This window comes from Actinotalea lenta, from assembly GCF_030586465.1.
GTDB lineage: Bacteria > Actinomycetota > Actinomycetes > Actinomycetales > Cellulomonadaceae > Actinotalea > Actinotalea lenta.
Genome location: NZ_JAUQYP010000001.1, coordinates 2,677,256 through 2,690,729, shown reverse-complemented (window position 1 = coordinate 2,690,729; position 13,474 = coordinate 2,677,256). Strand labels below are relative to the sequence as shown.

The window sequence follows — 13,474 nt, the reverse complement described above, 5'->3', positions numbered from 1 at the left end:
TCATGGGCTACAGCGACCACGATCGCGCCCGCCCGGTCGCCGAGCCCCCGAAGTCCGAGCAGCGCACAGACTTCGAGCGCGACCGCGCGCGCGTGGTGCACAGCTCCGCCCTGCGCCGGCTCGGCGCCAAGACCCAGGTCCTGGGTCCTGCGAGCGACGACTTCGTCCGGACCCGGCTGACCCACACTCTCGAGGTCGCTCAGGTCGGGCGGGAGCTGGGCAAGGCCCTGGGTTGTGACCCGGACGTGGTCGACACCGCCTGCCTTGCGCACGACCTGGGCCATCCGCCGTTCGGGCACAACGGCGAACGTGCGCTCGCGGAGGTGGCCGCGCAGATCGGCGGCTTCGAGGGCAACGCCCAGACCTTGCGTCTGCTGACCAGGCTCGAACCGAAGGTGACCGGCCCGGACGGCCGGTCGGTCGGGCTCAACCTGACCCGGGCGAGCCTGGACGCGTCGGTCAAGTACCCCTGGCCGGCCGGGGGTGCACCGGATCGCGCGTCCGCGCGCAAGTTCGGGGTGTACGCCGATGACGCCGCGGTGTTCGCCTGGCTGAGGGACGGCGCGCCGGACGGGGTGCGGTGCCTCGAGGCCGAGGTGATGGACCTCGCGGACGACGTCTCCTACTCGGTGCACGACGTCGAGGATGCCGTGGTCTCGGGTCGCCTGGACCTGGGCGTGCTCGCCGATGCCGGGGCCCGCGCCGCCGTGGTCGAGCAGGTGCACACCTGGTACGGCACCACGACCACGGCGGGCGAGCTCGACGCGGCGATGCTCCGGCTCCCGCAGACCCCGGTGTGGGTGGCACGGTTCGACGGCTCGCGGCGGTCGCTGGCGGCGCTCAAGGACATGACGAGCCAGCTGATCGGACGGTTCGTCGACGCCGCGATCGCGGCAACCCGTGCCGCGCACGGCGGCGGTGCGCTGACCCGGTACGCGGCCCGGCTCGTGGTGCCCCCGGCGACGACGGCGGAGATCCTGGCTCTCAAGGGGCTGGCCGCGACGTACGTGATGGCGCCCCGGGAGTCGGAGCCGCTGTACCGACGTCAGCGCGAGCTGGTCACGGAGCTGGTCGCCGTGCTGGTCGCGCGTGCACCGGTCGCGCTCGAGCCTCCGTTCGCCGCGGACTGGCGGGCCGCGGACGACGACGGCACCCGCCTGCGCGTCGTGGTGGACCAGGTCGCCTCGCTCACCGACGTCTCCGCCGCGGAGTGGCACGCACGGCTGCTCAACCCGCGCGCCAGGACGATGCCGTGACGCGCGCCGGTGCCCCTGCGCACGTCGTCGTCATCGGCGTCTCCGGTGCGGGCAAGACCACGGTGGCTCGCAGCCTGGCCGACGCGACCGGGCGTCGGTTCGCCGATGCGGACTCGTTCCACTCCTCGGCGGCCAAGGCGAAGATGGCGGCCGGCGTCCCGCTGACGGACGACGACCGCTGGCCGTGGCTGGAACGGCTGCGGGACTGGATGACGGCGCGGGCGGCCGAGGGCGTGCCGACCGCGCTGGCCTGCTCGGCGCTGCGCCGGGTCTATCGCGACGTGCTCGACCAGGCGGACGGTGAGGTCCTGTTCGTCCTGCTGGACGCGCCCCGGGACGTGCTCGAGGCGCGGGTCACCCATCGGCCCGGGCACTTCATGCCGGCCGACCTGCTCGACTCGCAGCTGGCGACCCTGGAGCCCCCCGGGCCGGGTGAGCACGTCCTGGTGCTGGACGCGACGCGCGGGCCGGAGCAGCTGGCCCGCGACGCGGTGGACGGGCTCGGCGGTCCCACCTGAGCGCCTAGACTCGCGGCGTGCCAGGCCGGATCCGTCGCGAGGACGTGGCCGCGGTCCGCGAACGGGCCCGGATCGAGGAGATCGTCGGCGAGCACGTGACGCTCCGCCCCGCGGGAGTCGGCTCGATGAAGGGCCTGTGCCCGTTCCACGACGAGCGCACCCCCTCCTTCCACGTCCGACCTCAGGTGGGGCTGTGGCACTGCTTCGGCTGCGGCGAGGGCGGTGACGTCATCTCGTTCCTGCAGAAGATCGACGGGCTCGGGTTCACCGAGGCGGTCGAGCACCTCGCCGGCCGGGTGGGCGTCCAGCTGCGGTACGAGGAAGGCGGAGCCCCGCGTCCGGGGGAGGAGCCCGGACGACGTCAGCGACTCCTGGAGGCGCACCGCGCGGCGGCGACGTACTACGCCGAGCAGCTGATCACCCCCGACGCCGCTCCGGCCCGGGGCTTCTTGGCCGAACGCGGTTTCGACCGGGAGGCCGCTGAGCACTTCGGGGTGGGTTTCGCCCCCCGGGGGTGGGACCACCTGCTCCGGCACCTGCGGGGCCGCGGGTTCACCGAGGGGGAGCTGACCGCGAGCGGCCTGATGTCCCAGGGCAACCGGGGGCCCTACGACCGGTTCCGCGGGCGGCTCGTGTGGCCCATCCGGGACGTCACCGGCGACACCGTCGGGTTCGGGGCACGGAAGATCTTCGACGACGACCAGGGCCCCAAGTACCTCAACAGCCCGGAGACGCCGCTGTACCGCAAGACGCAGGTGCTGTACGGCATCGACCTCGCCAAGCGGGAGATCGCCAAGGCGAAGCAGGTCGTCGTGGTGGAGGGCTACACGGACGTGATGGCCGCCCACCTGTCGGGCGTACGCACGGCTGTGGCGACGTGCGGGACGGCGTTCGGCTCCGACCATGCGCGGATCGTGCGACGTCTGCTGGGTGACACGTCGGCCGGCGCGGGCGTGCAGCTGTCCTCGGGGCTCTCCCTGGGCGGCGAGGTGATCTTCACGTTCGACGGGGACGAGGCCGGCCAGAAGGCTGCGTTGCGGGCGTTCGGCGAGGACCAGCGGTTCTACGCCCAGACGTTCGTCGCGATCTCCCCGGGCGGCATGGACCCGTGCGAGCTTCGCCAGTCTCGAGGACCGGATGCGGTGGTCGCCCTGGTGTCCGGGCGCCAGCCGCTGTTCGAGTTCGTCGTGCGCTCCACGTTGAGCCGCCACGACCTGGACACCGCGGAGGGGCGGGTGGCCGCCCTGCGCGCCGCCGCTCCGGTGGTGGCCGGGATCCGGGACACCGCCCTGCGCCCGGAGTACAGCCGGCTGCTCGCGGGCTGGCTCGGCATGGAGGGCTCGGCGGTCGAGCGTGCCGTGGCGGCGGCCGGGCGGCAGGGTGGGCGGCGCGACGACGACCGGGTCCCCGGGCCGGAGCCTCGCGCGGAGAGCGGGCGTCCGGCCGGTCCCGACCGGCGCGATCCGGTCGCGACGCTCGAGCGCCAGGTGCTCGAGGCGGTGCTGCAGTACCCGAGCGCGCCCGGTGCGGCGGCGTTCGACCAGCTCGAGGCGGACGCATTCACCGTGCCCGCCCTGCGAGCGGTGCACGAGGCGATCCGCGCGGCAGGCGGCGTGGCGGCCGCCTCGGACCCGGTCGCGTGGCTCGACGCCGTGCGGGAGGAGGCTGCCTCGACGGTGGCGCCCCTGGTGGCCGAGCTGGCCGTGACCCCGCTCCCGGAGGACCGCGCGGACGCGATCGGCGGCTACGTCGGCGGGGTGGTGCGGCGGCTCGTCGAGCTCGGCCTGACCCGTCGGATCGCCGATGCCCGAGGCCGGCTGCAGCGCATGGCGCCGGATGACGAGGGCTATGCCGAGGCCTTCGCGCGGCTCATCGCGCTCGAGGGCCTGCGTCGCGCCCTGCGCAGCGAGGAGTGACCCGGCCGCCCGCCACCGTGGTGCGGTCGCGACCGGCGGCCTTCGCCGCGAGCAGGGCCCGGTCCGCGCGCGCCAGCACCTCGGCGGGAGTCTGGCCCGGCTGCGCGATCGCGACGCCGATCGACGCGGTGACCGAGATGGTGCCCGCAGCGGTGTCGATCCGAGCCTCGTGCACGAGGGCCCGCAGCCGGTCGGCCAGTGCCTCGAGCTCGTCGGCGTCCGCCACCTCGGTCACGACGGTGAACTCCTCACCGCCGTACCGGGCGACCAGGTCGTCGGAGCGGACCGCGCCGAGGAGCGTCTCGGCGATGGCCACCAGGGCGCGGTCCCCGGTCTCGTGGCCGTAGCGGTCGTTGACGCCCTTGAACCGGTCGAGGTCGATCATCAGGACGCTGAAGGCCGTGCCGTCGGCGGCCTGGCGTGCTACGCGCTCCGCGAGGCACTCGTCGAGGTCGCGACGGTTCGACAGCCCGGTCAGCGGGTCCAGCCGGATGAGGCGCTCGAGGCGGGCGGCGCGACGGCGTGCGCTGCGGAAGTCGGCGTCGTCGCGGAAGGTCTCCACGGCGCCGACGATGCGCCCGTCCTCGTCGCGCAGCGGCGCGGCCGTGACGTGGACGGGCGCGAGGTGCCCGTCGCGGTGGTGCAGGAAGACCCGTACCTCGCGCCGCTGCCCGTCGAGCATGGTCTCCTGCAGCGGGCACCGGTCGCCGCACAGGTGCCGTCCGTCCCCGTCCACGTGCGACAGCAGGCCGTCCGGGCAGGCGGTACCCACGATCTCCTCGGCGCGGTAGCCGGTGAGTCGGGTCGCTGCGTCGTTCCAGTAGGTGATGTGCCGGTCGCCGTCCACCACGTAGACCGCATCGCTCATCGACGCGAGGACCGACTCGGGGTCGACCCAGGGGTGCTCGCCGGGCACGGCACCTCCTCGGCAGGGCGACGGGGAGGCGAGGCTGGGGCTGCCCCGCATCCATGATGCCGGTGACGCTCCGCACCTCAGGCGTGCGGGGACCCGTCCCTGGCGCACCGTAGCCGGGGGCGGTCGCGGTCCCTGGGCCTTACGTCCCTGGCGGTCCCGGGACCGGGGACGGCCGTGGCGCCGCCACGAGTGCGGTGGCTCCCAGGTCGGGAGCTCGCACCGCACGGGGCTGCAGGCCGGCGGCCGACACGGCCTGGGCGAGCTCGCCCACCTGGTCCTCGCCGCACTCCACCACCAGGACGCCGTCGGGAGCCAGCCAGCGGGGCGCCCGCGCGACCACGCGGCGCAGCACGTCCAGCCCGTCCGTGCCGCCGTCCAGGGCGGTCCGGGCCTCGTGGTCACGCGCCTCGGGCGGCATGGCTGCGATCGCGTCGGTCGGCACGTAGGGCGCGTTGGCGAGCAGCACGTCGACGCGGCCGCGCAGCGCGTCGGGCAGCGGCGCGTCGAGGTCGCCGAGGTGCACGGTGCCCGCCACGGAGGACAGGTTCTGCCGGGCGCACGCCACCGCGGCGGGGTCCAGGTCCACGGCGTGCAGCAGGACGTCGGGCACGCGGCTCGCGACGAGCAGCCCGACCGCGCCCGTCCCGCAGCACAGATCCACCACCACGGGGCGGGGCCGGTCCGCGAGATGCCGCACCGCGAGGTCGGCCAGCAGCCGGGTGCGGGTCCGGGGGACGAAGACGCCCGGTGCGACGTTCAGGCGCAGGCCCGCGAACGCGGCCCAACCGAGCACGACCTCGAGTGGTTCACCCGCCACCCGCCTCGCCACCCACCGCTCCAGCGTCTCGGCGTCCGAGGCCTCGGCGCGCAGCAGCGCGGCCTCCTCCTCGGCGAACACGCAGCCGGCGCTGCGCAGTCGTGCCACGAGATCCACCGGTGCAGCGTAGGCGTCAGGTGAGCGACGCCCGCACCCCCAGCAGCGCCTCGGCCTGCTCGGCCGGCACGGCGGCGGAGTACAGCCAACCCTGGGCGAGGGCGCAGCCCATCGCCTGCAGGAGGTCCGCCTGCTCGCGGGTCTCGACCCACTCCGCTATCACCTCGAGGCCCAGCGCGCGCCCCATCTGCACGATGACCGCGACGAGCTCGGCCGTCTGCGGATCGTCGAGGAGCCGCGCACAGAACGAGCCGTCGATCTTCAGGGCGTCCACCGGGAAGCTGCGCAGGGCATGCAGCGAGGACTGACCCGTGCCGAAGTCGTCGACGTGCAGGCGCACGCCCAGGTCGCGGATCCGGGTCATGATCGCGCGCGCCGACTGGACCTCGGTCATCACGATGGTCTCCGTGATCTCCAGGACGAGGTACCGGGCGGGCACCCCGTGCCGGTGCAGGGTGTCCTTGACGCGCTCCACGAACCCGTCGCCCCAGAACTCCCGGTGGGAGACGTTGACGGCGACGGTCACCTCGTGCCCACGCTCGCGCCACCGGGCGATCTGCGCACAGACGGTGTCGAGCACCTGGGCGCCGAGCTCGACGACGCCCGGGCCCTCCTCGAGCGCGCCGAGGAACGCCCCCGGCGGTAGCAGGCCGCGGTCCGGGTGGTCCCACCGGACCAGGGCCTCGAGCTGGACCGTCGGCCCCCCGTGCAGCGGGACGATCGGCTGGTAGTGGACCAGGAACTCGCGGCGGGCCAGGGCGGACCGCAGCTGTCCTCGCAGCCGGAGGTGATCGGTGACGGTGGTGGTCATGGACTCGTCGAACAGTGCAGCGCTGCGCCGGTCGGAGGCCTTGGCGTGGTACATCGCGATGTCGGCCTGACGCAGGACGTCCTCGGCGTCGGCGTGCGAGGTCTGCGAGGTGGTGATGCCGATGCTCGCGCCCACCGCCACCTCCTCGCCCCCCAGCGTCTGCGGCGCGGCGATGCAGCGCTGCAGGCGGTCCGCGACGGCCAGGAGGTGGTCGGGGTCGGCGTCGTGCAGCAGGACGGCGAACTCGTCACCACCGAACCGCGCCGCCGTGTCGCCCTCGCGCAGCTCGCGGCTGATGCGGTGACCGACCACCTGGAGCAGCTCGTCGCCGGCGAGGTGGCCGAGCGAGTCGTTGACCAGCTTGAAGCCGTCGAGGTCGGCGAACAGCACCGCGAAGGTCCGGTTCGGCCGGCGGCGGTGCTGGCGGACTGCCACCTCGAGGCGTTCGAGGAAGAGCCGCCGGTTGGGCAGCCCGGTGACCGGGTCGTACAACGCGGCGGTGCGCAGCTGTTCCTCGAGCCGCATCCGCTTGTCGACGTCGCCCACGGAACCCACGAGCCGCTGGACCGGGCCGTCCTGGTGGCCCAGGCCCACGGCGCGCAGCTGCAGCCACCGATCGCCGTCGCCGGTGCGGACACGGACCGCCACCTCGACGGCGTTGTCCCGGGCGGACATCGCCTCGGACAGGGCCGAGCGCAGCCGTACCCGGTCGGCCGCCTCGACGTTGTCGAACGCGTCGGCACTGGTCGCCGCCGAGTCGGTGCCCAGCAGCTCCTGGCAACGTTCGCTGAGGTACAGGGAGTCCGACTCGAGGTTCCACTCCCACAGCCCCTCGTGCATCGCGCGCGCCACCGCGGCGTAGCGCTGCTCGAAGGCGTGCAGGCCCTCCTGGAGCTCTCGTTGGTCCAGAGCGGCGCCGAGGAGGGTCGCCCAGTGGTGGAACGTCTCACGCGCGGACGCGGTCTCGATGCGTGCCACGAGGGCGAGCAGGCCCCATGGCCGGGTCGGCGTGCGGACCGGCACCACCACGCAGACCTCGGCCTGTGCGGGCTCCGCAAGCTGCCGCAGCTCGACCGGCGGGAACCGATGCGTGCTCACGGACGTGCCGAGGAGGTCGGGCATCCGTCCGTCTGCGTCGTGCACGCCCGCAACCGTCACGGGCCCACCTTCGACGCCGTCCTCCCAGAGCCCGAGCACGGCCGCACGCACCCGGGTGGGTGCGAGCCAGGCCAGGCTGCGCGGGTCCGGGGCGTCCGTGCCGTGCAGTCCGGTGTCGACCGCGAACTGGTCGGCGAAGTCGCGTTCGGACGCCACGTGCTCGGCCACGAAGCTCCCGGCCTCCAGGGTGCTCAGGGTACGGGCGACGGCCGCGGCAGCCGCGTCGGAGGTCTGCGCAGGCATCTGCTCGTGCAGGAGGCGGACCACGCCGCGCAGCGCCGGCGGGGAGAGCTCGAGGTCACGCAGCACGCAGGTGAGGGTGGCCAGGGCCTTGCGCCGCTCCTGCGCGGAGCCGCCCAACGCCTCCGTGAACGCCGTCGTCAGGGTCTGCGCGTGCTCCTGCGCGGCGCGTCGCGACAGGCGCGGGGTCATCGCGAGGGCGCCGGCGAGGGTGACTGCGGGCACCTGCCCGGCGGACCGGGGGACCGGGGCCTGGCCCGGGCGGTCCGCGTCGCACCCGCAGGACTCGCGGGGCACGAGCTGTGCGGGAACCAGGTGATCCCCGCCGTCGACGGGTCGACCTCGTGCTGCGGACAGGGCGAGGTCCCCGGCGCGCCGCCCGACGTCGTGGAACGACTGGCGGACGCTGGTGAGCGGTGGACGGCTGAACGCCGCGGCCTCGGCGTCGTCGAAGCCGACGACGGCGACGTCCTGCGGTACCCGCACTCCTGCCGCCCGGACCTCGTGCAGGAAGGTGAGCGCGTTGCGGTCCGTGGCCAGCAGGATCGCGCTGGGACGCGCGGGGTCCGCGAGGAACGCCTCGGCGGCACGCGTCCCGCCGAGCTCTTCGTTGTCCGGGATCCGGTACGGCTCCCCGGGGACCAGGCCGTGCGCGGCGAGGGCCGCGGCGTAGGAGCGGTGACGGGCGACGATGTCGGCCTGCGCGAAGTTCCCGGCGAAGCCGATCCTGCGATGCCCGTGGGCGACCAGGTGCTCGACGGCGGCAGCCGCGCCGGCCTCGTTGTCGGGCATGACGCACGGCGTCGGGTCGCCTCCCTGGCGGGTGCTCACCGTGACGACCGGCACACCCGCCGCCTGGAGCGAGGTGAGGTAGAGGTCCGGCACGGCGCCGACGACCGCGATGGCAGCGTCGGCGAGCTCCCACCCCACGGGCAGGTGGAAGTCGGGCAGCGCTCCCTGGTTCTCGCCGTGCAGCCCGAGGGCGAGGGTCTGCACGATGACCATGCGCCCGTCCTGCTCGGCGAGCGACTGGGCAACTCCGCTCAGCACCTCCCCGAAGTAGCCCCGCCCGGTGCTCGGCGACAGCACGAGGACGGTCGGACGGTGCACCATCGGCTCCTTCGGCTCGGGTCCCGTCAGAACAGTCGACCGGCCTGGGGCGGCCTTGAGCGGATCCGGGAGACCGGCTCAGGGAGCCGATGGCTGCCCGTCTCGCCGTCGGCCCGGGGCGGCCAGGTGCAGTCAAGGCCGTAGGTCCCCTGCGCCTCCGGGGGGGAAGAGTGCCAGGATCGGAGCAGTGCGCGACGCAGCGCGCACCCCAGGAGGTGGCATACATGTCAGAGACGACGGAGACCATCTGCCACTGGGAGCAGGTCCAGCGCCAGTGGAAGTGGGAGTGGGCCAGCTACCACCCCCACGCCAGGGTGTTCTGGACCGCCGGTGGCGAGGACGGCACGACCGAGCTCGTGGAGGACGCCACGCTGGCGCCCGAGCCACCCGAGCTCAAGGTCGACCTCTGCTTCGGCAGCAGGTGGGAGAAGGTCTCCGGGACCGGGACGAACGTGGTGGTCGCGACCGCCGACCTGGCCGAGGGAGAGACGCCCGTCGGCGAGGGGTGGCGCCTGGCGGAGACCGTCGGGCGCTGAGGCCGTCGAGGGCGACGTCGCGGTGGTCGGATCTCGTGGTCCGAGGTTCACACGTGGGCGTGCGCCCCCCACGGGCCCGTGTCGGTGTCGACGGGTACCTGGGCCGCCGGGCAGGTGAAGGTGTGCGCGCCTGAGCCGACCGTGCGTACCGCGTCGTCGCCTGGTAGGACGACGTCGGCGGACGTGCCCGGTGGTACGAGGACGTCGAGCCGGAACTCGTCGGTCAGCCGCCAGGCGACCTCGGCCCGGCCGTACGGCGTCTCGTGTGCGGTGCGCACCCACGTCAGTCCGCCGCCCGGGAGCGGCGCCACCCGGAGCCGACGGTACCCCGGGGCAGCGGGCGCGAGGCCACCGACCACTCGGTGCAGCCAGTCGGTGATGCTGGCGAACACCGGGTGGTTGAAGGAGAGCATGTCGCCGGGGTTGAGCGACCCGTCGGCGAGCAGCGAGTCCCAGCGCTCCCAGAACGTGGTCGCCCCGAGGCGCACCGCGTATCTCCAGGAGGGGACGCCGGCGTGGTCGAGCAGCCGGTACGCGAGGTCGGCCCGACCCCCGTCGACCAGGACGTCCATGAGCGCGTACGTCCCCGGGTAGCCTGCCTGGAGCCTCCCGCGGCGCCGGAGCAGCAGGACGAGGCGGGCGAAGGCTGCCTGGCGCTTGGCCGGCGGCAGCGCCCCCACGTGCAGGGCGAGGGCGTATGCGGTCTGCGAGTCACCCGCGACCAGGCCGTCGGCCGTCACGTACACGCGGTCCACGTAGGCCAGCAGGTCGGCGTGCAGAGCGTCCATCTCGCGCTCGACGGCCTCGTCGCCCACGGCACGTGCCGCGTCGAGTGCGAGCGCGGCCGACCGTACCGCCCCCAACGCCATCACGACGTCGTACTCGGTCAACCCGTTCTCCGGGTTGTCGGGGGGTGCGGTCGGGTCCAGCCAGTCCCCGAACTGGAAGCCCGGGGTGGGGAAGCCCGCGAGCGTCTCGGCTCCGACGCAGCGCGCCCAGGCCGCCATCGACGGCAGCTGCCGGCGCAGCAGAGCCAGGTCGCCGTACCGCTCGTACGCAGCGGCGGGCGCCATGCAGGCGGCGTCCCCGAACACCGCGACCGGGTAGTCGCCGGGGAAGGGCTCGAGGTCGATCGCCGGAACCACCATGGTCGGGCTGCCGTTGGGCCGCTGGTCCAGGGCGAGGTCGGCGAGCCACGAGTCGTGGAACCCCGCCATGTCGTACAGGTACCCGGCGGCGCGCGCGACGTGAGCGGCGTCGCCGATCCACCCGAGCCGCTCGTCGCGCAGCATGCAGTCCGTGGGGACGTCGAGCATGTTGTCCGCGATGCCCCACACGGCGTTCTCGTGCAGCCGGTCCAGCTCCGGGTCGGAGCACTCGAACCACCCGGTGCGCGCCAGGTCGTTGCGGACCGTCCGTCCGACCACCTCGTCGCGCACCACGACGCCGCCCGGGTCGTCCACCTCCGCGTAGCGGAACGAGCGGACCGTGAAGGTCGGCTCCCAGTCCAGCTCCCCGGAGGCGCCGAGCGCCACCCGGTCGGTGTTCGCGGCGGTGCGCTGAGGTCGGCGTGCGAGCTCACCGGCGTCGAGGACCTCGGCGAAGCGCAGCGTCACGACGCTGCCCGGGCTCCCGCGCAGCCGCAGCCGCACGTGCCCGGTGAGCACCTGGCCGAAGTCCGCGATGGTCGCGCCCGACGGACTGGTGAGCCACGCGCGCACGGCCATCGACCCGGTCACCCGGATCGAGGGGAGCTGGGGGCCGACGAGCTCGGTGTCCGGCAGGTCGGCGACGTCCACGGGCGCCCACGCGGCGTCGTCGAAACCAGGCAGCTCCCAACCTTCCGGCTCGTCGTCGGCGACGTAGGTCTCGCCGTCGTAGAAGGACGTGGCCGCGATGCCACCGCGGCCGGCGCGCCAGGCGCCGTCCGTGGTCACCGTCCGTACGGTGCCGTCGGCATACGTGAGCTCGAGCTGGACGACCACGCCGGTGCGGTCCGCGTACAGGTGGCGCAGGCCGCCGCGCCACCAGCCGAGCCGGCCGGCGCACCAGCCGTCGGCCAGCCGGACCGCCAGGGCGTTCGCGCCGGCGCGCACCAGGGTCGTCACGTCGTGCACCTGGTACCGGAGCCGGTGCCGGTAGCTGGTCCATCCCGGGGCGAGGCGGTCCGGGCCCACGGGCACGCCGTTGAGCCGGCACTCGTACACGCCTTGCGCTGTTGCATAGAGCCGGGCGCTCACCACCTCTTCGGCGTCGAACTCGCGCCGAAGGTAGGCGCAGCGGTCGTCTCCGGTGCGCGGCGGCTGGACGAGGCGGGCCGACCACTCGTCGCGCTCGAGCAGCCCGGCCTCGACCCCCAGCGGGTCCGACCACTCGCTCGCTCCGTCGGGGCCCCAGACCCGGACGGCGACCTCGACGCGGTCACGCGGGGCAAGGGGGTCGAACGGCCATGCGACGAGCACCTGGTCGGCGCTCTCGACGCGCGCCGCCTCGCGCCAGCACCGCGCGGCCGACCCGTCACCGGGACCCACGGGCCGCACCCGCAGCTGGCACGCGGTCTGCACCCAACCGGGGTGCGTCGTGACCACCTGCCACGACAGCCGGGGCGTCCGGACTCCCACCACGCCGTCGGTGACATGCTCGGCGCGCAGTCGGGTGACGGCCGGCATCAGTGGGCCGCGAAGACGGCTCTGGCCTGCTCGTAGCGCTCGGCGAGCCGGGTGTAGACGGCGTCCTCGGCAGGGTCGCCCATGGCGAGGTCCGGGTGAGCCCTGCGCCACGCGAGGATCGCGTAGATCTCGCGCTCGAAGGATCGCGTGGGCCGGAAACCCGGCACATAGCTGCGGATCTTGGTCGTGTCGTAGACCTCGCTGTGCGACAGGTCTCCGTCCAGCAGGCCGGACCAGAACCAGTTCGGCTCGGCCAGCATGATGAGGTCCGTCGGGAGGTGCACGAGCGTCGGCTCGACGCCCAGGGCGTGGCCGATCGCCAGGTAGATCTGGTTCCAGCTCAGCACGTCGTCACTGGTGATGTGGAACGCCTCGCCGAACGCGCTGGGCCGGCCGAGCAGGCCCACGAGGCCGACCGCCAGGTCGGCGGCGTGCGTGTAGGTCCACAGCGAGGTGCCGTCGCCGTGCACCACCACCGGGTCGCCGCGCTCGATCCGGTCGATCACGGCCCACCCGCCGGGGAGTGGGGGGATCGCCTCGTCGTAGGTGTGCGCCGGTCGCACGATGGTGACCGGGAAGCCCTGGTCGGCGAACGCGGTGAGGAAGGTCCGCTCCGCCTCCACCTTGTCGCGCATGTAGGCGTGCTCGGGGTTGTGGGCGTAGGTCGACTCGCTCACCGGCCCCTTGGGCAGTGGTCGGTGGTACACCGACGCCGAGGAGATGTGCACGTAGTGCCCCGTGCGCCCGGCGAACAGCCTGACGTTCTGCGCGGCGTCCTGTGCGCCGTAGCACAGGAAGTTCACGACAGCGTCGAACCACCGGTCGCCGAGCGCCGCCTCGACGCCGGCGGGGTCGGTGATGTCGCCGTGCAGCACCTCGACGGAGTCGGGGAGGCTGCGCAGCCGCGAGGACCGGCCGCGGTTGAGGACCGTGACCCGCATGCCCTGAGCGACGGCCTCCTTGACGCAAGAGTGCGAGATCGCGCCGGTGCCACCGACGAACAGGACGCTGAAGTAGTCGCTCATCGTGTGCACCTCACTCACCGACCGGTCCGCCGGCATACCAGTCCTCGAACCCGACCTCGACCACCGAGACCAGGAGGTCGTCGCGCCGCAGGCCGGCCGCCTCCAGGTGTCTGACCAGCGCCGCGTACAGTCGCTGCTTGGCGTCCGGCGGGTACATGTGCACCATCGTGATCCGCAGCCAGACGAGGTCTCGACGGTCCACCCCGCCGAAGTCGGGCGAGAACACGAGCTCGCCCTCGTCGTGCGGCCGGAACGCCTGGAACAGGTCATCGGGCTGCATGTCGAGACCCTCGACGAGCCCCGCGTGGATCGCCTGCGAGATGGCGGGGCCCTTCTCGGCGAAGAGCTCGCGGCGCAGGTCGACGTGGACGGTGGGCATGGACGA

Annotated in this window: 10 protein-coding genes; 4 read left to right on the top strand and 6 right to left on the bottom strand. The window is 73.8% G+C overall.

Annotated elements, in window-relative coordinates; all coding sequences use genetic code 11:
• The first annotated feature begins 2 nt into the window (after window positions 1-2).
• The 3 genes from Q6348_RS12875 to dnaG are packed head-to-tail and all read left to right on the top strand — an operon-like array spanning window position 3 to window position 3,690.
• Complete coding sequence (locus Q6348_RS12875) at window positions 3-1,256, top strand: deoxyguanosinetriphosphate triphosphohydrolase (protein ID WP_304601677.1); 1,254 nt, start codon at window positions 3-5, stop codon at window positions 1,254-1,256.
• A complete protein-coding gene (locus tag Q6348_RS12870) occupies window positions 1,253-1,774 on the top strand; it encodes a gluconokinase (RefSeq protein WP_304601676.1) in 522 nt (173 codons plus the stop codon). The genes Q6348_RS12875 and Q6348_RS12870 overlap by 4 nt, the downstream gene beginning before the upstream one ends.
• 17 nt (window positions 1,775-1,791) lie before the next feature.
• The gene (dnaG, locus tag Q6348_RS12865) at window positions 1,792-3,690 is read left to right on the top strand and encodes a DNA primase (RefSeq protein WP_304601675.1); all 1,899 of its coding nucleotides are present in this window, start codon (window positions 1,792-1,794) and stop codon (window positions 3,688-3,690) included.
• On the opposite strand, the gene Q6348_RS12860 is transcribed toward dnaG, so the two are convergent.
• The 3 genes from Q6348_RS12860 to Q6348_RS12850 all read right to left on the bottom strand — a co-directional run bounded on the left by Q6348_RS12860 (window position 3,644) and on the right by Q6348_RS12850 (window position 8,859).
• On the bottom strand, window positions 3,644-4,606 hold the full coding sequence (locus Q6348_RS12860) for a sensor domain-containing diguanylate cyclase (RefSeq protein ID WP_304601674.1): 963 nt from the start codon (window positions 4,604-4,606) through the stop codon (window positions 3,644-3,646). The two genes, dnaG and Q6348_RS12860, sit on opposite strands and share 47 nt — an antisense overlap.
• A gap of 139 nt (window positions 4,607-4,745) precedes the next feature.
• Window positions 4,746-5,540, bottom strand: a complete 795-nt coding sequence (locus tag Q6348_RS12855) for a putative protein N(5)-glutamine methyltransferase (RefSeq protein WP_304601673.1) — start codon at window positions 5,538-5,540, stop codon at window positions 4,746-4,748.
• A gap of 16 nt (window positions 5,541-5,556) precedes the next feature.
• On the bottom strand, window positions 5,557-8,859 hold the full coding sequence (locus Q6348_RS12850) for an EAL domain-containing protein (protein ID WP_304601672.1): 3,303 nt from the start codon (window positions 8,857-8,859) through the stop codon (window positions 5,557-5,559).
• Window positions 8,860-9,083: 224 nt separating this feature from the next.
• On the opposite strand from Q6348_RS12850, the gene Q6348_RS12845 reads away from it, so the two are divergent.
• The gene (locus Q6348_RS12845) at window positions 9,084-9,395 is read left to right on the top strand and encodes a hypothetical protein (protein ID WP_304601671.1); all 312 of its coding nucleotides are present in this window, start codon (window positions 9,084-9,086) and stop codon (window positions 9,393-9,395) included.
• A 47-nt stretch (window positions 9,396-9,442) separates the two neighbouring features.
• Here the strand turns inward: Q6348_RS12845 and Q6348_RS12840 are convergent, their stop codons facing one another.
• From Q6348_RS12840 to Q6348_RS12830, 3 genes are read right to left on the bottom strand one after another with little or no spacing between them, the layout of a single operon-like run.
• The gene (locus tag Q6348_RS12840) at window positions 9,443-12,064 is read right to left on the bottom strand and encodes a family 78 glycoside hydrolase catalytic domain (RefSeq protein WP_304601669.1); all 2,622 of its coding nucleotides are present in this window, start codon (window positions 12,062-12,064) and stop codon (window positions 9,443-9,445) included.
• The gene (locus tag Q6348_RS12835; RefSeq protein WP_304601668.1) at window positions 12,064-13,089 is read right to left on the bottom strand and encodes an NAD-dependent epimerase/dehydratase family protein; all 1,026 of its coding nucleotides are present in this window, start codon (window positions 13,087-13,089) and stop codon (window positions 12,064-12,066) included. Before Q6348_RS12835 ends, Q6348_RS12840 begins: the two co-directional genes overlap by 1 nt.
• Window positions 13,090-13,099: 10 nt before the next feature.
• Entirely contained in the window at window positions 13,100-13,468 is a 369-nt protein-coding gene (locus Q6348_RS12830; RefSeq protein ID WP_304601667.1) for a tautomerase family protein, read from the bottom strand.
• Window positions 13,469-13,474 lie beyond the last annotated feature (6 nt).